The sequence below is a fragment of the Zoogloea sp. genome (assembly GCF_041904905.1).
In the GTDB taxonomy this organism is placed as follows: domain Bacteria; phylum Pseudomonadota; class Gammaproteobacteria; order Burkholderiales; family Rhodocyclaceae; genus Zoogloea.
In genome coordinates, this window is sequence record NZ_JAYRMI010000028.1 from 1 (window position 1) to 19258 (window position 19258).

24 protein-coding genes are annotated in these 19258 nt (G+C 66.4%); 9 read left to right on the plus strand and 15 right to left on the minus strand.

What is annotated here, in order from left to right:
* The first annotated feature begins 123 nt into the window (after nt 1-123).
* The 4 genes from ACE3N6_RS09780 to ACE3N6_RS09795 all read left to right on the plus strand — a co-directional run bounded on the left by ACE3N6_RS09780 (nt 124) and on the right by ACE3N6_RS09795 (nt 5312).
* On the plus strand, nt 124-252 hold the full coding sequence (locus tag ACE3N6_RS09780; protein ID WP_374245227.1) for a hypothetical protein: 129 nt from the start codon (nt 124-126) through the stop codon (nt 250-252).
* The gene (locus tag ACE3N6_RS09785) at nt 242-2239 is read left to right on the plus strand and encodes an acetyl-CoA carboxylase biotin carboxylase subunit (protein WP_374245229.1); all 1998 of its coding nucleotides are present in this window, start codon (nt 242-244) and stop codon (nt 2237-2239) included. Before ACE3N6_RS09780 ends, ACE3N6_RS09785 begins: the two co-directional genes overlap by 11 nt.
* Nucleotides 2240-2689: 450 nt before the next feature.
* On the plus strand, nt 2690-4378 hold the full coding sequence (locus ACE3N6_RS09790; RefSeq protein WP_374245231.1) for an AMP-binding protein: 1689 nt from the start codon (nt 2690-2692) through the stop codon (nt 4376-4378).
* 13 nt (nt 4379-4391) lie between these two features.
* Entirely contained in the window at nt 4392-5312 is a 921-nt protein-coding gene (locus ACE3N6_RS09795; RefSeq protein WP_374245233.1) for a hydroxymethylglutaryl-CoA lyase, read from the plus strand.
* Between the two features lies 1 nt (nt 5313).
* Here the strand turns inward: ACE3N6_RS09795 and ACE3N6_RS09800 are convergent, their stop codons facing one another.
* Nucleotides 5314-6066, minus strand: a complete 753-nt coding sequence (locus tag ACE3N6_RS09800; RefSeq protein ID WP_374245235.1) for a fused MFS/spermidine synthase — start codon at nt 6064-6066, stop codon at nt 5314-5316.
* Nucleotides 6067-6138: 72 nt separating this feature from the next.
* Between ACE3N6_RS09800 and ACE3N6_RS09805 the strand changes: the two genes are divergently transcribed.
* Complete coding sequence (locus ACE3N6_RS09805; RefSeq protein ID WP_374245237.1) at nt 6139-6441, plus strand: hypothetical protein; 303 nt, start codon at nt 6139-6141, stop codon at nt 6439-6441.
* Between the two features lie 2 nt (nt 6442-6443).
* Here ACE3N6_RS09805 and ACE3N6_RS09810 read toward each other — a convergent pair whose 3' ends face one another.
* Nucleotides 6444-7409: a hypothetical protein gene (locus ACE3N6_RS09810; RefSeq protein ID WP_374245239.1), complete on the minus strand. Its 966-nt coding sequence runs from the start codon at nt 7407-7409 to the stop codon at nt 6444-6446.
* Between the two features lie 2 nt (nt 7410-7411).
* Nucleotides 7412-9943 (minus strand): DNA mismatch repair protein MutS, encoded by a 2532-nt coding sequence (mutS, locus tag ACE3N6_RS09815; protein ID WP_374245241.1) that lies wholly within the window; start codon nt 9941-9943, stop codon nt 7412-7414.
* Nucleotides 9944-10164: 221 nt separating this feature from the next.
* Here mutS and ACE3N6_RS09820 point away from each other — a divergent pair, with 221 nt between their 5' ends.
* Both ACE3N6_RS09820 and ACE3N6_RS09825 read left to right on the plus strand, forming a co-directional pair.
* A complete protein-coding gene (locus ACE3N6_RS09820) occupies nt 10165-11493 on the plus strand; it encodes a tyrosine-type recombinase/integrase (protein WP_374245243.1) in 1329 nt (442 codons plus the stop codon).
* A complete protein-coding gene (locus tag ACE3N6_RS09825; protein ID WP_374245245.1) occupies nt 11486-12160 on the plus strand; it encodes a hypothetical protein in 675 nt (224 codons plus the stop codon). The genes ACE3N6_RS09820 and ACE3N6_RS09825 overlap by 8 nt, the downstream gene beginning before the upstream one ends.
* Nucleotides 12161-12173: 13 nt before the next feature.
* Here ACE3N6_RS09825 and ACE3N6_RS09830 read toward each other — a convergent pair whose 3' ends face one another.
* From ACE3N6_RS09830 to ACE3N6_RS09880, 11 genes are all read right to left on the minus strand, one after another.
* Nucleotides 12174-12422: a helix-turn-helix transcriptional regulator gene (locus ACE3N6_RS09830; protein ID WP_374245247.1), complete on the minus strand. Its 249-nt coding sequence runs from the start codon at nt 12420-12422 to the stop codon at nt 12174-12176.
* Entirely contained in the window at nt 12422-14137 is a 1716-nt protein-coding gene (locus ACE3N6_RS09835; protein WP_374245249.1) for a ParB/RepB/Spo0J family partition protein, read from the minus strand. Before ACE3N6_RS09835 ends, ACE3N6_RS09830 begins: the two co-directional genes overlap by 1 nt.
* Nucleotides 14134-14517 carry a hypothetical protein gene (locus tag ACE3N6_RS09840; protein WP_374245251.1) on the minus strand — a complete coding sequence of 128 codons (384 nt, stop codon included), beginning with the start codon at nt 14515-14517 and terminating at the stop codon, nt 14134-14136. The genes ACE3N6_RS09835 and ACE3N6_RS09840 overlap by 4 nt, the downstream gene beginning before the upstream one ends.
* The gene (locus ACE3N6_RS09845) at nt 14514-14711 is read right to left on the minus strand and encodes a hypothetical protein (RefSeq protein ID WP_374245253.1); all 198 of its coding nucleotides are present in this window, start codon (nt 14709-14711) and stop codon (nt 14514-14516) included. Before ACE3N6_RS09845 ends, ACE3N6_RS09840 begins: the two co-directional genes overlap by 4 nt.
* A complete protein-coding gene (locus ACE3N6_RS09850; RefSeq protein WP_374245254.1) occupies nt 14711-14926 on the minus strand; it encodes a hypothetical protein in 216 nt (71 codons plus the stop codon). Before ACE3N6_RS09850 ends, ACE3N6_RS09845 begins: the two co-directional genes overlap by 1 nt.
* The gene (locus tag ACE3N6_RS09855; RefSeq protein ID WP_374245256.1) at nt 14923-15177 is read right to left on the minus strand and encodes a hypothetical protein; all 255 of its coding nucleotides are present in this window, start codon (nt 15175-15177) and stop codon (nt 14923-14925) included. Before ACE3N6_RS09855 ends, ACE3N6_RS09850 begins: the two co-directional genes overlap by 4 nt.
* A complete protein-coding gene (locus ACE3N6_RS09860) occupies nt 15174-15530 on the minus strand; it encodes a hypothetical protein (protein WP_374245258.1) in 357 nt (118 codons plus the stop codon). Before ACE3N6_RS09860 ends, ACE3N6_RS09855 begins: the two co-directional genes overlap by 4 nt.
* 112 nt (nt 15531-15642) lie before the next feature.
* Nucleotides 15643-16059, minus strand: coding sequence for a hypothetical protein (locus ACE3N6_RS09865; RefSeq protein WP_374245260.1), 417 nt, complete (start codon nt 16057-16059; stop codon nt 15643-15645).
* Nucleotides 16052-16318 carry a hypothetical protein gene (locus tag ACE3N6_RS09870; protein ID WP_374245262.1) on the minus strand — a complete coding sequence of 89 codons (267 nt, stop codon included), beginning with the start codon at nt 16316-16318 and terminating at the stop codon, nt 16052-16054. The genes ACE3N6_RS09865 and ACE3N6_RS09870 overlap by 8 nt, the downstream gene beginning before the upstream one ends.
* 11 nt (nt 16319-16329) lie before the next feature.
* Complete coding sequence (locus tag ACE3N6_RS09875) at nt 16330-16908, minus strand: hypothetical protein (RefSeq protein WP_374245263.1); 579 nt, start codon at nt 16906-16908, stop codon at nt 16330-16332.
* 136 nt (nt 16909-17044) lie between these two features.
* Entirely contained in the window at nt 17045-17542 is a 498-nt protein-coding gene (locus ACE3N6_RS09880; RefSeq protein ID WP_374245265.1) for a hypothetical protein, read from the minus strand.
* Between the two features lie 136 nt (nt 17543-17678).
* On the opposite strand from ACE3N6_RS09880, the gene ACE3N6_RS09885 reads away from it, so the two are divergent.
* Together ACE3N6_RS09885 and ACE3N6_RS09890 are read left to right on the plus strand one after the other, a co-directional pair.
* The gene (locus tag ACE3N6_RS09885; protein ID WP_374245267.1) at nt 17679-17969 is read left to right on the plus strand and encodes a DUF6516 family protein; all 291 of its coding nucleotides are present in this window, start codon (nt 17679-17681) and stop codon (nt 17967-17969) included.
* Between the two features lie 2 nt (nt 17970-17971).
* A complete protein-coding gene (locus ACE3N6_RS09890) occupies nt 17972-18346 on the plus strand; it encodes a hypothetical protein (RefSeq protein WP_374245269.1) in 375 nt (124 codons plus the stop codon).
* Between the two features lie 9 nt (nt 18347-18355).
* Here the strand turns inward: ACE3N6_RS09890 and ACE3N6_RS09895 are convergent, their stop codons facing one another.
* Nucleotides 18356-19258, minus strand: a complete 903-nt coding sequence (locus tag ACE3N6_RS09895; protein ID WP_374245271.1) for a DNA adenine methylase — start codon at nt 19256-19258, stop codon at nt 18356-18358.

Here is a 19258-nt window from a genome sequence, read left to right on the forward strand (position 1 = left end):
GCGTTTTGGGGGTGGGCGGGGGGCGGGGGGGGTGTTTTTGGGGGCGTGGGTTTCCGCCGCCCAACCCCGACCTACGGAATCAGCAGCTTCGGGCACGCATGGGCCCGGGCGGGGGAGACAAGCATGTTCAACAAGATCCTGATCGCCAACCGCGGTGACCAGCCGCGAAGCGGCGCAGCGACGAAGTCACATCGCCTTGCGGGCAGGGCCCGCGCTGGCGATTTCACCGCGGGAGTCCGTGATGTTCAATAAAATCCTGATCGCCAACCGCGGTGAAATCGCCTGCCGCGTCATCAAGACGGCGCGGCGCCTGGGCATCAAGACCGTCGCGGTGTATTCCGACGCCGACGCCGGCGCCCGCCATGTGCGCCTGGCCGACGAGGCCGTGCATATCGGCCCGGCCGCGGCCCGCGAGAGCTATCTCGTGATCGACAAGATCATCGCCGCGGCAAAGCAGACCGGCGCCCAGGCGATCCACCCGGGCTACGGTTTCCTGTCCGAGAACGAAGCCTTCTGCCACGCCTGCGACGCCGCCGGCATCGTCTTCATCGGCCCGCCGGTGTCGGCGATCCGGGCGATGGGCTCCAAGTCGGAGGCCAAGAAGCTGATGGAGAAGGCCGGCGTGCCGCTCACTCCCGGCTACCACGGCGACAACCAGGCGCCGGACTTCCTCAACGCCCAGGCCGACGCCATCGGCTACCCGGTGCTCATCAAGGCCGCGGCGGGCGGCGGCGGCAAGGGCATGCGCCTCGTCGAGAAGAGCGAGGACTTTATCGATGCGCTGGCCTCCTGCAAGCGCGAGGCGGCGTCCAGCTTTGGCGACGACCACGTGCTGGTGGAGAAATACCTCACCCGCCCGCGCCACATCGAGATCCAGGTGTTCGGCGACACCTTCGGCAACGTGGTGTATCTGTTCGAGCGCGACTGCTCGGTGCAGCGCCGCCATCAAAAGGTGCTCGAAGAGGCGCCGGCCCCCGGCATGACGGCGGAGCGCCGCGCCGCGATGGGCAAGGCCGCCGTGGATGCCGCCAAGGCCGTGGGCTACGTGGGCGCCGGCACCGTCGAGTTCATCGCCAACCAGGACGGCACGTTCTACTTCATGGAGATGAACACCCGCCTGCAGGTGGAGCACCCGGTCACCGAGATGATTACCGGGCTCGATCTGGTGGAGTGGCAGCTCCGCGTGGCGTCCGGCGAGCCCTTGCCGCTGGCCCAGGAGCAGCTCGCCATCAACGGCCACGCCCTGGAGGCGCGCATCTACGCCGAAGACCCGACCAAGGGCTTCCTGCCCTCCACCGGCCGGCTGGTGCACCTCTCGCCCCCCGCCGAAGACCTGCACGTGCGGGTGGATACCGGGGTGGAGGAGGGCGACGAGATCAGCCCCTTCTACGACCCGATGATCGCCAAGCTCATCGTGTGGGACGTGAACCGCGACCGGGCCCTGGCCCGCATGCTCCAGGCCCTGGCCGAATACCGGGTGGTGGGCGTGGCCAACAACATCGAGTTCCTGTCGCGCCTCACCGCCTGCCCGGCCTTTGCCAATGCCGATCTCGACACCGGCCTCATCGAGCGCGAGAAGGACTACCTCTTCCCCGCCCAGCGCGAGCCGGCCCGCGAGGCCTGGCTGGCGGTGGCCCTGGCCGACCTGCTGCGCGAGCGCGAGCACGCCGCCCAGCTGGCCGCCCGCCACAGCGAGCCCGATTCGCCCTGGCACCGGCGCGACGGCTGGCGCCTCAACACCACGCCCAGCCGCAACAAGATCTACCGCCTGGGCGAGGTGGAGAAGCACCTCACCGTCACCCATCGCGGCGGCAGCTTCGAGGTGGCCCTGGACGGCAGCGTGAGCCGCGTCTCGGGCAGCCTCAACCCCCGCGGGCTGCTGCGGGCCGAGTTCGACGGCCTGCGCACCACCGCCACGGTGATCCACGCCGGCGAGCGGCGCCACCTGTTCGGCCAGGGGCTGGCGTGGCAGTTTGCGGCGGTGGACCCGCTGCACCACGGCGGCGAGGGCGGCGGCGCGGAGGGCGGCCTGCTGGCCCCGATGCCCGGCAAGGTGATCGCCCTGGTGGCGGCCGAGGGCGCCACGGTTGCGAAGGGCGCACCGCTGTTGATCCTCGAAGCCATGAAGATGGAGCACACCATCACCGCGCCGGCCGCCGGCACCGTGAAGGCTTTCCGCTTTGCGGTGGGCGATCAGGTGGGCGACGGGGCCGAGCTGGTGGAGTTCGAGGCCGACTGATTGCCTTGCGCCCCAGCCCGGGGGCCTCGCCCGCAAGGCTTTTTGCCTTGCGCGCAAAGCATCGGGCCGCCCCCGCAAGGCACCGGGCTTCGGTCGCAAGGCTTTTTGCCTTGCACGCAAGGCATCGGGCTTCGGCCGCAAGGCGTGTCGAACCAGCTGCAAGGCGCCGGGTGCCGGTTGCAAGGCCCGCGCCCGCGTCCACAAGGCGTCGGGCTTCGGTCGCAAGGCTTTTTGCCTTGCGCGCAAGGCACCGGAACCCCGCCGCAAGGCCCCGTGCCCCACGGGCAAGGCCCCGGGCGCCCGGCGCAACACGGCGGGGCAGGGCCCCAGGGTGCCCGGCGCCGGGCCCCGCGCGGGCTGCCGCTGTCGATCGACGTTTTTATTCCCGCTCCCCACAGGCCCGCGCAGACGGGTGGGAGCCTGACCCGAGAATCGAGTGTGAGGAGACACATGATCCAATCGAGCTACGTCCACGGTGCGTCGGACAAGCCCCTGATCGGCCAGACCATCGGCCGCCATTTTGACGAAGCCTGCGCCCGCCACGGCAGCCGCGAGGCGCTGGTGGTGCGCCACCAGCAGGTGCGCCTCACCTACGCCGAGCTGCGCCGCAAGGTGGACGCCCTGGCCTGCGGCCTGCGCCGGCTGGGCCTCGCCCCCGGCGAGCGCATCGGCATCTGGTCCCAGAACAACGTGGAGTGGGCGCTCACCCAGTTCGCCACCGCCAAGGCCGGGCTGGTGCTGGTCAACATCAACCCGGCCTACCGCCGCAGCGAGCTGGAATACGCCCTCAACAAGGTGGGCTGCCGCGCGCTCATCCTGTCGCCCAGCTTCAAGCACAGCGACTACCTGGCCATGCTGGCCGATCTGGCGCCCGAGCTTGCCCACTGCGAAGCCGGCCTGCTGCGCGCCCACAAGCTGCCCAGCCTGGAGATGGTGATCCGCCTGGGGCACGACCACAGCCCCGGCATGCTCAACTTCGACGACCTGTTCGTCAGCCCCAGCCGCGACGAGCTGGGCGAGCTGCAGGCGCTGGGCGATGCGCTGCAGTTCGACGACCCCATCAACATCCAGTTCACCTCCGGCACCACCGGCAACCCCAAGGGCGCCACGCTTTCGCACCACAACATCCTCAACAACGGCTTATTCGTGGGCGAGGCGATCCGCCTGGTGCCGGGCGACCGGGTGTGCATCCCGGTGCCGCTGTACCACTGCTTCGGCATGGTGATGGGCAACCTGGGCTGCCTCACCCACGGCGCCACCATGGTCTATCCGTCCGAAGCCTTCGAGCCCCTGGCGGTGCTCGAGGCGGTGGCCGAAGAGCAATGCACCGCCAGCTACGGCGTGCCCACCATGTTCATCGCCCAGCTGGATCACCCCGAGTTCGCGCGCTTCGATCTCTCCAGCCTGCGCACCGGCATCATGGCCGGCAGCCCGTGCCCCATCGAGGTGATGAAGCGCGTCATCGACAAGATGAACATGAGCGAGGTGACCATCGCCTACGGCATGACCGAGACCTCGCCGGTGAGCTTCCAGAGCGGCACCGACGACCCCATCGAACGCCGCGTGTCCACCGTGGGCCGGGTGCAGCCCCACTGCGAGGTGAAGATCGTCGATGGCGATGGCCGCATCGTGCCCCCCGGCACCCCCGGCGAGCTGTGCACCCGCGGCTATTCGGTGATGCTGGGCTACTGGGGCGACGAGGCCAAGACGGCCGAAGCCATCGACAAGGCTGGCTGGATGCACACCGGCGACATCGCCACCCTCGACGAGGAAGGCTTCTGCAACATCGTCGGGCGCATCAAGGACATGGTGATCCGCGGCGGCGAGAACATCTACCCGCGGGAGATCGAGGAGTTCCTCTATCGCCACCCCAAGGTGCTCGACGTGCAGGTGGTGGGCGTGCCGGACAAGAAATACGGCGAGGAGCTGTGCGCCTGGATCATCGTGCGCGACGGCCAGCGCCTCACCGAAGATGAAGTGCGCGCCTTCTGCCAGGGCCAGATCGCCCACTACAAGATCCCGCGCTACATCAGCTTTGTGGACAGCTTCCCGATGACGGTGACGGGCAAGATCCAGAAGTTCCAGATCCGCGAGAAGATGAAGCAGACCCTGGGCCTCCAGGAAGCCGCCACCGCCTGACGGAGCCCCCGCCATGACCCTCCCCACTCACGTCCGCCTCGTCGAGATGGGCCCCCGCGACGGCCTGCAGAACGAAAAGCAGGTGGTCGGCACCGAGACCAAGCTCGAGCTGATCGCCCGCCTGGGCGCCGCCGGCCTGCCGGCCATCGAAGCCACCTCCTTCGTGTCGCCCAGATGGGTGCCGCAGATGGGCGACAACGCCGAAGTGCTGCGCCGGATCGCGCGCCTGCCGGGCGTCGATTACCCGGTGCTCACCCCCAACCTGCAGGGCTTCGAGGCCGCGCTGGCCGCCGGGGCCACCGAGGTGGCGGTGTTCGGCGCCGCGTCCGAATCCTTCAGCCGCAAGAACATCAACTGCAGCATCGCCGAATCCCTCAAGCGCTTCGAGCCGGTGATGGCCGCCGCCCAGGCAGCCGGGGTGAAGGTGCGCGGCTACGTCTCCTGCGTGCTGGGCTGCCCGTACGAAGGCGAGGTGAGCCCGCAAGTGGTGGCCGACGTGGCCGCCACGCTCTACCGGATGGGCTGCTACGAGGTGAGCCTGGGCGACACCGTGGGCGTCGGCACCCCGGGCAAGACCCGGCGGATGCTCGACGCGGTGGCCCGCCAGGTGCCGGTGGAAAAACTCGCCGGCCACTACCACGACACCTACGGCCAGGCGGTGGCCAACATCTACGCGTCGCTCGAAGCCGGCGTGGCGGTGTTCGACGCGGCGGTGGCGGGCCTGGGCGGCTGCCCCTACGCGGCGGGCGCCTCGGGCAACGTGGCCACCGAAGACGTGGTGTATCTGCTCGACGGCCTGGGCATCGAAACCGGCATCGACCTCGACAAGCTGGTGGATACCGCCGGCTGGATCAGCGAACGCCTGGGCCGCCCGCCGGCCTCCAAGGTGGCGCGGGCGGTGCTGGCGAAGCGGGCCGCGGCCTGCCAGGGCTGAATCAGAGCCGGACGCGCTCGTCGGGCAGGTTGCCGGACTGCGCCAGCCGGCGGATCGTCGGCGCCAGATCAAGGCCCGTCGCGGCCTTGAGCGCCTTGGCGCGCTCCCGCAGGGTGGCGAGGCTCAGTTCGACCGCCTCGCCGGCAGTCGCAAAGGCCACCACGTTGCCACTGTCCACCGCCGGCAGCGCCAGCACCCGGCCGCCAAAAGCCTTGCGCAGGCGCTGGAGCTGGGCCTTGAAGCCCCGCATCTGCCCGAACAGGTTCACCGTCAGCAGGCCGCGATCCGACAGCCGCGCCCGGCACGCTTCGTAAAACGGCTGGCCAGCCAGGGCGCCGGCGCTGGCCTTGCTGTCGAAGCCGTCCACCGCGATCAGATCCCACCGGGTTTCATCCTCGGCCACGAAGGCCGCGCCGTCGCCGATCACCACCCGCAGGCGCTCGTCCTCGTCGGGTAGGCGGAAGAACTGGCACGCCACCGCGTGCACCTCGGGCAGGATCTCCACCGCCGTGGTGTGCGCCTGGGGCACATGGCGATGGATGAACTTGGCCAGCGAGCCGGCACCCAGGCCGATCAGCAGCACCCGGGCCGGCCACGGCGCATCGCGCAGCAGCAGGCCGACCATCATCTCGCGGGTGTAGTCGAGTTCGAGGGCATCCGGCTTGCGGATGCGCATCGCGCCCTGGATGGAATCCGGGCCGAAGTGCAGGTAGCGCACGCCACCTTCCTCGCTGATGTCGATGTCGTCGTTCATAGTCGATCGGGTGTATGCTGCAGTGCAGCGACGGCGCCGGCATCGGGGCTGCGCGATTCAAGGAAACGGAACATGAGCACCTTCGAAAACTTCAATCACGAGCTGGAAGCCATCGACCTGGAGATCGCCCGGCTGGCCCAGCTGTGCGACGTGCCGCTGCTGGAACCCGGCGTGGCCGAGGCCGTGCTGCGGGGCGACACCAGCCTGTGCAGCACCACCAACCAGCTCGCCTGGGACAAGATGCGCGGCCTGCTGGTGCTGCACTACCACGTGGTGCAGGAAGCGGCGGCCGTCGATGGTGTCGAGGCGGCGGCCGAAGGCGTGCGCCGGGCGCTGGAGCGCGTCCAGGCTCGCCTGCGCCCCGTCCAGCAGTAAGCTCACTGGCCGCCACCGGGCGAGTAATGCCGCGACTGGAAGCGGAACAGCGGCCTCGCCCCCGGCTTCACCTCCACCTTCACCCAGCCCATGAAGGGTGAGCCAAAGGTTTCGACGCGGGTGAAGTTCTCCACCAGCGCGCCGCTGGCCGGGTCGGCCAGGGGCTGGTTGATGCGGTGCACGTGGGTGTCGCCGTGCACGAACAACACCTCGCCGGCAAAGTGGCGGGTTTCGGCGAGGAGCTGCTCCAGCAGCTGGCGGTAGCCCCGGCTGGGGCGGCCGGCGCTGAAATCTTCCAGATCCGGGTTGCCCTGCTGGATCAACACCACGCCCTCCAGCTTTTTCTCCCGTGCCAGCCGGAAGGCATCCGCCAGCCAGGCCTTGACGGCCGCGCTGCGCTGCACGAACTCCTCCGACGGGCCCGCGCCGCGGCCCACGTTGTTGTCGCTGCCCGGCACGTTGAGGGTGGCGAACAGCACCGGGCCAAGTTGCCAGCGCTGGTGCTCGACCCACGCGGCGAAGGCCGGGTCGTCGGCCTGGCTCTCGACGGGCATCGGGTTGGCGCCCAGGCTCTTGCGGGGGTCGGCAAAGAAGAGCTGGCGCAGGCGGGCCAGGCGCTCGACCGGGTCGTAAGCCCCGGCGGCGCGCCGGTTGCAGTCGGTCCACTCGTTGTCGCCGGGCACGAACACGAAGGGGTGGTGGCTGGCCTGGAAATCTGCCAGCCGGGCGGCGTACAGCGCGTCGTCGCAGCGCTCGCTGCTACCCTTGATGTCGCCGGCGTGCACCACGAAGGCCAGCGGTTCGGCGTCCATCTGGGCGATGAGCAGCGGCAGGTGGCGGCGTTCGAAGCCGTTGTAGGGCGTGTCGCCGAACAGGCCGAAGGCAAAGCCCTCGGCGGCCAGCGCCGTGCTGCCGGCAAGGGTGAGGGCGAAGCCGGCGAGCAGGCGGCGGAGCAGGGCAGGGCGCATCGTCAGCGGGTGAGGCGTTTGAGTTCGTAAAGCGCTTCGAGGGCTTCCCGCGGGGTGAGGGCGTCCGGGTCGATGTCGGCCAGGGCGCCCAGCACCGGGTGGGAGACGGCTTCGGGCTCGTCGGGCGGCAGGCTGGCGAACAGGTCGGCCTGGGGGCCGCCGCTCACCTCGCGGTTCTCCAGCGCGCGCAGGCGGCGCTTGGCGTCGCGCACCACGGCGCCGGGGATGCCGGCCAGCGCCGCCACCTCGATCCCGTAGCTCTGGCTGGCCGGGCCTTCTTCCAGCGCGTGCAGAAAGACGATGCCGTGGTTGTGCTCGACGGCATCGAGGTGCACGTTGGCGCACTCGGGGTAATCCTGGGCGAGGCGGGTCAGCTCGAAGTAGTGGGTGGCGAACAGCGTCCAGCAGCGGTTTTTCTCGAGCAGGTGGCGGGCGATGGCCACGGCGAGGGCCACGCCGTCGAAGGTGGAGGTGCCGCGGCCGATCTCGTCCATCAGCACCAGGCTCCGGTCGGTGGCGCCGTGGAGGATGCTGGCGGCTTCGGTCATCTCGACCATGAAGGTGGAGCGCCCGGAGGCCAGGTCGTCCGACGCACCGATGCGGGTGAAGATGGCATCCACCGGGCCGATGCGCGCGCTGCTGGCCGGCACGAAGCAGCCCACGTGGGCGAGCAGCACGATGAGCGCCACCTGCCGCATGGTGGTGGATTTACCGCCCATGTTGGGGCCGGTGATGAGCAGCATCCGGCGGGTGGGGTCGAGCCGGCAGTCGTTGGCGATGAAGTTTTCCACCTGCCGTTCGACCACCGGATGGCGGCCGGCATTGATCTCGATACCCGGCTGGTCGGTAAATTGCGGCTGGGCGTAGCCGTAGCGGGCGGCGGCCTCGGCGAAGGCGGAGAGGCCGTCCAGCACCGCGCAGGCGCGGGCGATGCGCTGGAAGCGCGGGATGTCGGCGGCGAGCTTGTCGAGCACCTCTTCGTAGAGCAGCTTCTCGCGGGCGAGGGCGCGCTCCTGGGCCGACAGGGCCTTGTCCTCGAAGGCTTTCAGCTCGGGCGTGATGAAGCGTTCGGCGTTCTTCAGGGTCTGGCGGCGGCGGTAGTCGTCGGGCAGCTCGATCTTGGCGGCGTTGGCGGCGGAGATCTCGATGTAGAAGCCGTGCACCCGGTTGAACTCGACCTTGAGGTTGGGCACCCCGGTGCGCTCGCGCTCGCGGGCTTCGAGATCGAGCAGGAAGGCGCCGCAGTTGGTCTGGATGCCGCGCAGCTCGTCCAGGTCGGCATCGAAGCCTTCGGCGATCACGCCGCCGTCACGGAGCACCGTGGAGGGCTCGGGGGCGATGGCGGCGACGAGCAGGTCGAGCGCCGCATCCGGCGTGGCGAGTTCTTCCATCATCCGCTGCAGCAGCGGCGCGGTGGGCGTGCCGATGGCGGCGCGCAGTTCGGCGAGGCGGCCCAGGCTGTCGCGCAGGGCGGAGAGATCCCGCGGGCGGGCGCTGCGCAGGGCCACGCGGGCGGTGATGCGCTCCACGTCGGCCACGCCCCGCAGCACGCGCCGGGCGATCTCGGCCGGGCCTTCGCCCAGCTCGGCCACGGCCGCATGGCGGTGGGCGGCGATGCCGCGGTCGCACAGGGGATGGTGCAGCGCGTGACGCAGCCAGCGCGAGCCCATGCTGGTGGCGCAGGTGTCGAGGAGCGACAGCAGGGTGGGCGCGGCCTCGCCGCGCAGGGTTTCGGTGAGTTCCAGATTGCGCCGGGTGGCGGCGTCGAGGCGCAGGTAGGCCGAATCCCGCTCGGCGGTGAGCGCGGTGATGTGGGCGAGCGCCTGGCGCTGGGTGGCGCGGGCGTAGTCGAAGAGCGCAGCCGCCGCGGCCAGGGCCACCGGCATCTCGTCTGCGCCAAAGCCGGCCAGGTCGCGGGTGCCGAAGTGGGCGGTGAGGAGTCGGCGGGCAGTCTCGGCGTCGAACTGCCAGTCGGCCAGCCGGCGCAGGCTGGGGGCGAGCTGATCGAGCAGCGGCAGGCGCAGGCCGTCGGGGATCAGCACCTCGGCCGGGCGAAGGCGCTCGAACTGGGCTGCGAGCTGGGGCGCGTCGCATTCGAGCACCCGGAAGTCGCCATTCGCGAGGTTGAGCCACGCCAGCCCCAGCACACCCCGGTGCAGGTTGACCGCCAGCAGCGGCGCGTCGGCCTTGTCGTCGAGCAGCGCGGCATCGGTGAGCGTGCCGGGCGTGACGATGCGCGACACGGCGCGCTCCATCGGCCCCTTGGTGGCCCCCGGGTCGCCCACCTGCTCGGCGATCACCACGGATTCGCCCAGTTTGACGAGCCGCGCGAGGTATTGCTCGACCGCATGGTGCGGCACCCCGGCCATCTTGATCGGCTGCCCGGCGGACGAACCCCGTGTGGTGAGGGTGATGTCCATCAGCCGCGCGGCCTTCTCGGCGTCCTCGAAGAACAGCTCGTAGAAGTCGCCCATGCGGTAGAAGAGGAGGGTGTCCGGGTGATCCTTCTTGATGCGGAGGTACTGCTGCATCATCGGGGTATGAGAGCTTATCTCGTCTTCCGTGAGGCCCTGAATTTTTTCGGTTTTCTTGGTCAAGCCGTTGATCCTGCTTACTAAACTGTATCGGTAGTGCGGGCGACGATCTTAGTCATGGGGTAGTGGCTACGCAGTCAAACTAGGCATTTCTGTGTAGCTTTTGATGTAACTTTATTTGCTACGCTTCTCCGCACCGAGAGCGATAGGAAAGTTACACCATGACCACCTTTGACGCGCGGGCGGCCAAGCTGCTTGCACCTGGGGAGATCCTTACCCTTGACGACTATCCGGGCCTGCGTTTGCGGGCGTCTGCACAGTATCGAACGTGGGCCTATCGCTACAGAAGCCCCATCGATGGGTGCATACGGCAGGTAAAAATCGGTCGCTGGCCGGAGATGTCGGTTTCGGCTGCGATTGTCGCATGGGAGGGACTGAAGCGTCGCCGGGATGCGGGCGAGGACATTGCCGCTGACAAGCGTGCCGCGCGAGCAGAGGCGCGCGCCCAAGCGGCGGAGCAGGCCCAAAAGGCCAAGGTGCAGGCCTATACGGTACAGCGGCTTTGTGAGGACTACCTGGACGGATACATTGACCACAATCGGGCCATGAAGGGCCGTGTCGAGATTCGAAGAATGTTCAACACGATGCTCGATGAACTCAACCAAGTGCCCGCGGCGGAGGTGACGCGGGCGCAGGCTTTCGACCTGATCCAGGGATACGCGACGCGGATTCCGGTACAGGCCGCCAAGCTCCGTGCGGAGCTCGGTGCCGCGTGGGATTACGCCATTGATGCAGGGCGCCTGGCCGAGACGGTGCCGAACTGGTGGCGTCTGATACTGCGTGGCAAAGTGCGTTCGAAAGGTAAGGCGATCGCTGGCGAGAAGGTCGGGGTGGTGAAGCGTGTACTGTCAGAGCAGGAGGTTGGCGAGTTGATCCGCTGGCTACCGAACTTCACGCGCCTGGTCGAGGATGTGCTGACCATGTACCTCTGGACCTGCACCCGCGGCTCAGAGATCTGCGGCATGTCTGGCGCCGAGGTGACGGTTGAGGGCGACCAATGGTGGTGGACGATCCCGAAAGCTCGGACGAAGAACGCGAGGTACGCCAATGCAACGGATCATCGGGTGCCGCTGTTCGGCCGGGCGCTAGCCGTAGTGCAGCGGCGAAAGGCGCTTTACGGTGACGGCTATCTGTTCCCCGCGAAGGGGGTAGTGCCGGTGCGGCCGGTGGAGCAGAAGTCCATCCAAGCGGCGGTTTTCACGTATCAGCCATACAGCGAGACGAGGCCGGAGTGGGTTAGACCTCGGCTGCGGGTAACGCACTGGGCGCCGCATGACCTGCGACGTACGTCGAGGACGTTACTGGCGAAGCTTGGATGCCCGGATGAAGTCGGTGAGGCCCTTATTGGGCATATGCCAAAACGAATGGTTGGGGTGTACAATCGCCACGACTATAATGAACAACGCGCGTGCTGGCTTGAGCGACTCGACAGCGGCTTGGAGACTGCTGCAAGAGGCGCAAATTTCAACGTGGAGAAGGTAAATGGCTGATCGCTCCCCCCCTGGTGTGGACAATTCAGAAGCTGTTAATCGCGCGGGAAACATCGGCGCAGGTGCCCAAATATCCGGCAACGTGCATCAGGAATTCCATGTTACGTCGGGTGGCGGAACGGGCGGGAGATGGTATCCGGTAAAAGACCTTTTTCTTCCAATAATTGTTGGCCTCGTTGTTGCCGTGGTCGGTGGTGCTTGGGGAAAGACCAAGTTTGATATTGCAACAGCTCCAGAACGTACTGTTGCTTACTCGCAGAATCTCATCACATTGAGTAATGAAGCACTAAAGCTACATACGGCTCAGCCGACATCTCCAGACTTGACAGCAAAGTTACAGGAAATTGCTAGTCAAGCCCGGGCTGTGGAGGCGGCGGCCGCTTTCCTTGGGGATAGCACTAAGCTGGGTGCGCAGCGTCCAGATTTCTGGCTTCGCCCTGGAGGCGGTGGAATACGTCTTGGCGAATCTGCCTCCTTCGGTATTCGTAGCGTCGATCCAAACGGTAACCTTGCGATAACTCTAAACAATACGCCTCGCAGTCTTTTATCCGGCGGGTTTGTGGATTTCGTATCTGAAGGCAAAAAGTGTTATGCGACATACGTTTCGAGATCACCTGATTCGTCTTTGATCGGATTTAACATTAGCTGCAACTCCCATCAAAAGTAGGATTCCAGCATCACTAGATACGCCCCGTATTCGCCGGTGGCGGTAGATCCGACACCGGCAGTTTCTCCGCCCACTCCTCAATCTCCCTCAGCAGCCACGCCACGCGCCGTTCCGAAGCCTGACGGGGCTTCGGAAAGGTGCCGGCGCGGATCTTGGCTTCGATGAGGGATTCCGACAGGCCGGTGAGGTCGGACAGGGTCTCGCGGCAGACCATGACGGGCTTCAGGACGGCCTTGGTTGGATTGACGCGGGGCTTTGGCATTACTTCTTCCCTTTCTTCTTGTTCGCGGGCTGCTTGGTGCTGATCTCGACGGCGAGTTCGTCGATGGACTTGCCGGTACTCTCCCAGGCCTCGACCCATAGGGGCTTCTTGCCCTTGCCGTTCCATTCAGAGTCGGGGGCGTTGGGGTTGCGATAGATGACGGTGGTGCCGGCGTCCTCGCGCTGCTGGTCCTTCCGGACGCGCTCGGGGTCGATGCCGATGCGTTCGGCGGCGGCGAGCAGGCGGGTGGGTTGGCTGGTGCCCATCCATGAAATGGACTTCACGTCCTGGGCCAGCACGATGTCGCGCAGCACGGCCATGAGTTCCACGTCGGCCATGTTCGGCAGGCGTTCGTGCAGCCGCTCTAGTGCTTCCTTCTTCTTGCACTCCGGGTACCACGTCTGGGCGACCAGATAGCGGTATTCCTCGTAGAGGCGTTCGAGGCCGAATGTGGCCAGCCCGAGAAGATCGGGGGTGGTCAGCATCAGCACGGGCTGCGAGCGGATCTCGTTGAAAAGGCGGCGGCGGAAGCGGTTCTCGGCCTCGGCGGCTTCTTCCTCCTTCTTGCGTAGGGCAAGGGAGTCGTTGGATCGGGTGATGAGCTCCACGCCCAGATCGCGCAGCGCCTTCGAGAGATCGGCCTTGACGACGATCTCCTCGAGGGATTCGCCGTCCGGGTGGTCGAGCAGCGTCACGGGCACCTGGCTAGCCAGCACCTGGGCAAACAGTTCGCGGTACTTGGGGTAGCCCTCCAGCTCGTAGCAGCGTTCGTCCAGGGCGACGTAGCCCTCCTGGCAACTCGACGTGGGGTAAGGCCGGATCTTCTTGGCAGCGGCGCCGCTGATCGTCTCGCGACCTTCGGCGGCGGCACGTGTCTGCAGGGCGGCCTTGTGGGCCTCGACCTTCGCGCGGTAGCACGCGTTGTCGGTGCAGACGTCTGCAAGTTCCTCGGCCGTGTCGGGCTGGTTGCCCAGGCGGTTGGGACAGTCGTTGCAGTTGGTGCCGGCCGGGTTCAGGGTCTTGTCGAAGAGGTCGAACGGGGCGCGCTCCAGGCGGTGGGTAAAGTCGCGCTGGATGTAGCGGGCGGCTGCCCGGTAGCTCATCGGCTCGCCGTCATAGTCGAGCTCGGTCACCTCGGCCAGCGCTTCGCGCTGCAGGTCGGCCACCGGGACGCGCGCGATGAGCAGCGCCACGCTTTCGGTGATCTTCTTCTCGCGTAGGGCGGCGCGGCCTTCCTCGCACAGGGCCAGCAGTTTGAGCTTGGCGTAGATGTAGGCCTTGCTCTTGCCCACCTGGGTGGCGATGTCCTGGGCGCTCATGCCCTGGGCCTGCAGCTGACCAAAGCCTTCTGCCTCGTCGATGGCGTTGAGGTCTTGGCGCTGCAGGTTCTCGACCACCTGCATGCAGATCACAGTCTTGTCGTCGAGGTGGCGCAGCAGGATCGGGACAGACCGCAGCCCTGCCAGGCACGATGCACGCCACCGCCGTTCGCCGGCAATGATCTCCAGCTCGGCCTTGGCGGCGGCGCCGAAGCGCTCCTTGATCTCGGCCGGCAGCGGGCGAACAAGGATGGGCTGCATCACGCCCAGCTGCTTGATGCTCTCGGCAAGCTCCTGCAGCTCGGCCTCGGGGAAGCTCTTGCGCGGGTTTGTGGGGCTGGGGAAGCAAAGCTCCACGTCGGCGCGCAGCAGCTGGCCTTCGTCGCGGGCGGTCATGCTGCGCCTCCCTGGAGCAAGCCCTTCGCGATCAGTTCGGCACGGGTGATGGTGTGGGTGTTGCCGATTCCCCAGAAATTGGGCGGGTCGACCTCATTCACCCACGCGGCGACCAGTGCCTCCAGCTCGGCAAGTTGCGCTTCCGTGGCGTAATCGAGCCAGTCTTCGGCCGCTTCGCCGGCCGTATCGTCTGCGGCGCACTTCATGTCGTCGACAATCGACCGGGCAGAAACGTAGTGCTCTGCGGGGTGGGTGATGGCCTCGCCAACTTCGACAGCCTGCTGTTCGGGGTGCTTTGTGAAGCCTTCGATTGCGGCTTGTTCGGGCGTGTCGAACTTTCCGTGGAACTGCTCGCCGTTGGTGCTGTAGCTGTAGCTCATGCTGCGCTCCGGTTCAGGATGTCGGTGTTCAGGATGTCGGTGTTCAGGGGAACGGCCTTCCAGCCCGGCGGGATCGTGCGCGCCAGGGCCCAGCGCTTGCCGTTGTCGATGAGGTGCAGGCCTTGTGCGCTGGCCAGATGCGCGATGTCCCACAGCGTGGCGTTGTCGGGCACCATCGTGATCACGTTGTCCATCATTCCTCCTTGTTCATTCGTTCGATCCGCTGCGAGCCCTTGCCGAGAGTCGTCTCTGCCCAGCGCCGGTCGGAATTGACCATGCCGGTCAGCGAGCCGGTGATGGCGCGGTCCTGCAGCGCTGCCTCGAACGTGATGCCCATTCGGGCCAGTTGGGTGCGTTGGTAGGCCTCGCGCAGCTGATCCTCGGTAGGTGGCGGAAAGCGGGTGTTCATGGCGTTACCATTACTTTGTCGGTGGCGTTGCCGTTGCCGTCGGTGTTCCACATTTCAAGGTGGCGCAGTGCGATAGGGCGGTGGCATTCGCGGCACCGGCGCCGATCCGACGATGCAAAGTTTTCTTTCGCAGCCTCGGTTGCCTCTTCCGGTGAGCGGGCCGACACGAACGTGCGGAGTTCTTTGCGCGCGTCCGGCCAGCGGTGGCAGAGCGGATGCACGCATAAGAGCCGGCCTTCATAGACGGTCACTTTTCGGGGCCATCGAGCGGCGCGGTGCTCGCCGTGACGTACAGGGGCACGTCGATGCCGGCGAGGCGCAGGGTGTAGTCGGTGTGGCCGGGGTACTGGTCGGCGATGCACAGATCCAGCCGGGTGAGCGCAGCCTCCAGCCGCAGCGGGTTGACCGGCCCGACCTTGACCCACACATGAATCGCGCAGCTGTCGGCGTGACCGCAGGCCTCGGCCGGCACGCCGGCACTGGTCAGGCGCCGGGCCACGCTTTCGGCGGTGGCGATGTCCGGCTGCCTGGCGGCGAGGGTGAGCAGGGCTTGCGACAGCTGCTCGGCCACCTGGCGGGTGATGACGAGGGCGAGGGCGCTCATTGCTCGTCCTCGTCGAGGTGGTTGGTGGCCAGCAGTCGGCAGCAGAACCAGATCAGCCCGCTGTAGCAGACGAGGCCGATCAGGCCCGCGATGATCTTGTAGGCCATGGCGATCACTCCTCGATGGCCGTGGTGGTCGAAGCCGGCGTCCGGCGCGGGCGGGCGTGGTCGGTGGTGTCGCCGATGGTGATGGGGCGCGGCGGCTCGGCCATCGAGGCGGGCGCGATCACGCAGGGGGAGGAGGTGTGCCGGCGCATCGGGTCTTCGTGTAGCGCCGACTGGGCTCGGGGCAGCCGAAGGCGGGCAAGTCGCGCCAGGTGCTCGGCCGCTGCCTCGCCAGGTAGCGGGCTGGGATCGGTTCGGCGTGCGATCACCTGCTGCAGCTGGGCCGCGCGGCGTGCGCGCTCGGCCCGGTGCGCTGCATTGCGGCGGCGTGCCCGGCAGTCGAGCCGGTGGGCGATCCAGATCAGGCCAAGGATGCAGACGATCATCGCGAGGATGGCGGCTTGGTTGGGGGCCATTTCAGCCATGGTTGGCTCCTTCGGTCGTAGGGGTGTTGGCGTAGTAGGAGAGCGCCGCGTCGGCGACCTGCTGGTCGAGCGCCTGAACCCGGGGCGCGTCGATCAACCCGAGGTTGGCCAGCGCATGGCACTGGCCGTAATGCACGTCCGAGTCGCGGCCCTTGCGGCGGGCGTCGGTCAGGCGCAGATCGGCGAGGGCGGCAAACATGCCATCGGCGATCTCCTCGAGGCGGGCAAGGCGCTGGGCGGCGGAAGGGGAGGTGGGCATGGCGAATATCCTCAGAACTTGATGCCGATGCCCAGGCGCAGGTTGTTGGCCACGCACCCCGCCTCGAGGACGAGGCCGGCATTCAGCGCCCAGTCGCGGTAGGGCGTGGGCAGCGCGTCGAGCACGACGGCGCCGATCAGGGCGCCGGCGATGAAGTGCCGATCCACCGCGCCCGTGCTCGGGTGTTCGCCCAGGAGCGGGTTGTTCTCATGCCAGCGCACGGGGTGGCGGGCGATGTTGCGGGTCTGCGCCCAGTCGGCCGCAGTGAGGGTGGCCAGCGCGAGCGCCTTGGTGACCTGGGTATCCGTCCATTCGTCGGCAAGGGCCGGCGCTGCCACGCTGGCCGCGATGCCGGCGGCGGCAATCTGCAGGCGCGCGAGGCGCATGGTCTGCCGGTTGATGATCTCCATGCGGCGCAGGGCGCGCTGCACCAGCTCGCGGGCCTGCTTGTAGGTGGGATGGTTGCGGCCTACGCGGTCGCAATGCTCGTCGGCCAGTCGCGGGGCGTAGTGGGCCTCACGAAAGCGCGCGGTGCGGCGCTGCCAGATGGCGTGCAGGCGGTCGATGCGGGTGGTGTTGATGTTAGTCATGGTTCTTTCCTCGGAGTCCTCGGCTATGATTTGCATGTCATCAGCCAAGGAGATCAACATGGAAGAAAAGGAATACGAATTGGAGCGGGAGTTGTTCTATGCCCTGACTGAAAAAAAGGGCATAGAAGGTCTGCGCTCAGCCAAGTTCGCCTGTTTGCTTGCCGGGCTCTTGGTGGAGCGGGGCGTCCTTACAAAGGCGGATGTGGTCGCCTTGCTCGATGAGGCGATCAGATAGCGCCTGGAGGAATGCGCCGACACGGGCGCTGAGCTCATCCGGCGTGTTCTGAGTCAGCTTGAACGTGTCGATCCCGAATGCCGCCTTGTCTTCAGGAGACATGGCGGCATCGCCTTTTTTAACGAGCCGCGCCGCAATCTCGAGCTTCTCCTGGACGCCAAGGAGGGCGGCCGGCTTGTCCGAGGTGGCCTCGTGGATGGGCTTCAGCGCCTCAGTCGGCCACCAATCGGTGGTCAAGCAACCGTGGGCGTTGATGTAGCGCACCCGCCACGACGGGGCGTCGTTCAGATAGGTGGCATGGCCGATGATGGTGCCAACCTCGTTGCTGCCTTCGAGGCTGACGCGACTGCCCAGTGCGAGGGGCTTGGTTGAGTAAGTGTGTTGTGCAGACGTTTGCACGGTTTTCTCCAGCCTCCGGACCGCCCGGCCGGTGGCCGGGTGCGGTGGGGTCAGAGGATTACACCAAATGGTGAAAATTAAGTCAACACCGTACGGTGTAAAGCGTGCCTGATGCTATATCTGTACAATGCAATACATGGGCGCCACACTACTGCAGCGAAGCAAAGACACCCTGCCGAACGGTGTGGTGATTGAGATCGTGATCTGGGCGGTGGAGCCGCCGGTGCGCGGCAGCGCGCATGGCTACAAGTACCGGCTCTACGCGGGCCTGCAAGGCAAGACGCTGGTCCGTTACGACAACGAAGCGGGGAAGGGCGACCACAAGCACGTGGGGGCCGATGAGGCGGAAGTGCCCTTCAGCTTCGTGTCGATGGCGCAGACGTTGCGTAGCTTCCTGGTGGAAGTCGACGCACTGACAGGAGGTTGATCATGGCAAATCGCGCAATCATCGGAATCTCGGACTGGAGCAAGACCCGAGACGGCCTGCTCGCCCTGGCGGATGCGCTCGAGGCGGGGAAGGTGGGGGAGCCCGCCGACTACCGGCTGAACTTTGCCAGCGCTGCGCAGCTGCTCAGCGAGCTGCCACCGCGTCGCCTGGATACGCTACGTGAGGTGAAGCGCGCGGGGCCGGTGTCGATTTACGCGGTCGCAAAAGCGCTTTCGCGCAATTACTCAAATGTGCATGCCGATGTGCAGAAGCTCATCGAGCACGGGCTGATTGAGAAGGACGAGGGCGGGCGGGTTTTCGTGCCCTGGGACGATGTGGTGGTGCGGGTGGATGCGTCGCTGCTGCAGGCGGCCTAAAGTTGCAGGTTAGCCTGCGATAGCCATTGAGGACGCTGATCCTTGCGTCTCAGGGATGGGTGCGATTGGGTTGGTTGTGAGACCGGTTGGCACTGTGAGTCGGGGAGAGAGGACGAGTAGTTCAGATGCTTTGCGCTTGACCTGCGCATAGTAGGTGAGCCCCTTGCGGTACATCGGAAGCCCGGTGTACAGCTCTTCGATTTCGGGGGTGTCGTCGTAAGTTAGCATCCAGTGGCACTGAAGCCCTTTGACCAATTTCGCCAGGCGAGCGTGATCGTCGGTCTCGTAGTAGCTCAGATACAGGTCGCGGCCCTGTGCAAAATACGGCGGATCGATATTGAGCAACGACCGTTTTGGAAGCCGCGTGCTCCAAGCCTTAAGGCACTCCTCGGCATCAAGGCGGCTCAGCTGGATGACTTCTCGGTAACCGTGAATTCGCTGAATCTTGTGGATCAATTCGTCGCGGTTAAAGCGGCAGTCGAGCTTGTAGTTGCCGTCCTGGTTCTTTCCCCCAATCACCCCCCCTTTAAGAATGCCAGACCGGTTGGTCCGGTTGAGGAACAGTGTGGCGAAGGCCAGTGACTGCATGTCTGCGCCCGTATCCTGGAGAACGGTTCGCTGACGCGTCCACTCAGCCAGCGTGATCTCGGTGTTGAGAATTCGCTCGCACAGTGGGTCTGGTTCGTTAACGACGGAATGCCAGAATGCATGTATCGCGGGGTCTACGTCGTTCAGCCACACTTCGTTCATGTCGCCATTGAGCAACAAGCGCCACGCGATTCCGGCCCCGCCCGCAAAGGGCTCGGCGTAAACGCCCCGCAGAAGCCCGTTTGTGCGAGCCAGATCCAGTACGAACGGAGTCAGCTGCGTCTTTCCGCCTGGGTATCGAAGGGGGGAGTCTGTGGTAGGCAT